Origin of the sequence: Holospora elegans E1 (genome assembly GCF_000648275.1) — a bacterium.
In the GTDB taxonomy this organism is placed as follows: Bacteria; Pseudomonadota; Alphaproteobacteria; order Holosporales; family Holosporaceae; genus Holospora; species Holospora undulata_A.
Window position 1 is genome coordinate 1 of sequence record NZ_BAUP01000123.1, and the last position, 1,710, is coordinate 1,710.

Genomic DNA, 1,710 nt, shown 5'->3' on the forward strand with positions numbered 1-1,710 from the left:
CGCTCCATACCGCCATTGGTTTGCAAGATTTCATCGCCCCCCTTGCAAACACGCGATCTCTTGAAATGCTGAAGGGAACAGTGCTTGTTTTTACGGTACTTCATGTTAATAAAACTTTGAAAATTAATCACGCTATCTTTGGTTAAAAGTCTTCCTTAAAATTTTGATAAATAATCTATTGATGAAGCGTGTGATAAAATTTAGAAAATTAAATATCAACTATTTATTTTTTAGTTAAATTTTTCTATAATAAAAAAATGTGTTTAAAACTTTTAATATGTTTAAAATTCTTATTATCTCATTTTTGGTAGGGAGCCAAATTTTATTTTCTTCTAATTTTTCTCAAAAAAAATTCAATTTTTTACAGTTCAGATAAAAAACCTTTGGTAAAAAGATTTAAATTTTACTGTAATAAAGAATATACGGAAGATTATTACGGAGAAGATGTCTGGGGTAAGGGACTAAAAAAAATAACGCTTTTAGGAAAAAAGATTCCTGATCATGTCCGATCTATAGAAATAAAAACAGACATTCAGGACCCGGAAAATCTTAAAAAAATTGATTTTAATAAGGTTGAATCCCTTCAATTTTCTTACATGTTTTCTGATGTTCATCCAAAGTTTCAATTGGAAAATCTTGTGGGCGCTAAATTTCCTAATGTAAAATTTTTTTCTGTATTCTGTTCTAGTCTTAAAAATCTTTCCCCTTTAAAAAAGATATCTTTACCTTCTTTAGAGGAACTTGACTTTTCAAAAAATGGCATTCAGGATATTTCTGTATTCAAACACCTTTCTTTTCCAAAACTAAAAAAACTATCCTTGGCTTGTTGCGATATCAAAGACATTACACCTTTGCTTTCTTTTTCTGCACCTTTGCTGGAAGAAATTAATTTTTGCAGAAATGAGGGGCTATCTGTCAGTTTAGAAGATGCTGAAAAATTAAAAAAACAGTTTCCTTTACTTAAAAAAATTGTCATATTAAGAACAATAAACGAAAATAACTGGGTTTATATTACTTTCCAAGAAAAAGCAGTATTTTCTAACAAAGAGTAATCCTTATTTTAGATAATCTTAAAAAATTCTTTAGAACGGATCCACAAATCCTGTTCCTAACAGAAAGAGTCATGGTAGACGTTCTAAATTACTTAGGTTTTTATTCCAAAGAAATAGAGTTCGATTTGAAATTTTTAAGAAAACGTTAAGGATGAAAAATATAGCTACATAAAAGAGATCAAGGCAAGTAAAATTAAAATAAGTCGTTAATAAAGTTGTATACTCATGCTGAATGAAATTGTTTACAAGTTTAATAATGTTTCTTATGCAAAGATTTCTGAAAGAAGAAGCTCGTGCGGCGTTAAGAACGCAGCAGATAGGATTACGGCAGTTTTGTTATCAGGGTGGAGCTCGTCAAATTGCTAAGGCTCTTTTGATTGACGATCGTAGAGGAGTATAAGGAAGATCAAAAATTAATGGTGTAAAGCGAGGGGTCTGTAAGCAAGCTAAATACTTCACAAACAGTGGAACTTATCGCACATTTGGAAAGCCACCACGTACATGAAAGTGAGAGACACCTGCGCTTATGTTCTTGAGACGTTGCGTAGACGATTCAAGGCAAGACGTTGCACGCCCATAATTTTTCATTTAAAAAGCCAGAGGCACGGCTAGAAAAGGCAGCCAAGCAGGAAGCGTTTATTCAACGGTGATGACAACA

At 31.9% G+C, this 1,710-nt stretch carries 2 protein-coding genes; both read left to right on the forward strand.

The window, feature by feature from the left end:
- The first annotated feature begins 383 nt into the window (after positions 1-383).
- Positions 384-1,052: a leucine-rich repeat domain-containing protein gene (locus HE1_RS04900; protein ID WP_035545379.1), complete on the forward strand. Its 669-nt coding sequence runs from the start codon at positions 384-386 to the stop codon at positions 1,050-1,052.
- 265 nt (positions 1,053-1,317) lie between these two features.
- Positions 1,318-1,452, forward strand: coding sequence for a hypothetical protein (locus tag HE1_RS10020; RefSeq protein WP_278243396.1), 135 nt, complete (start codon positions 1,318-1,320; stop codon positions 1,450-1,452).
- Positions 1,453-1,710: the final 258 nt, after the last annotated feature.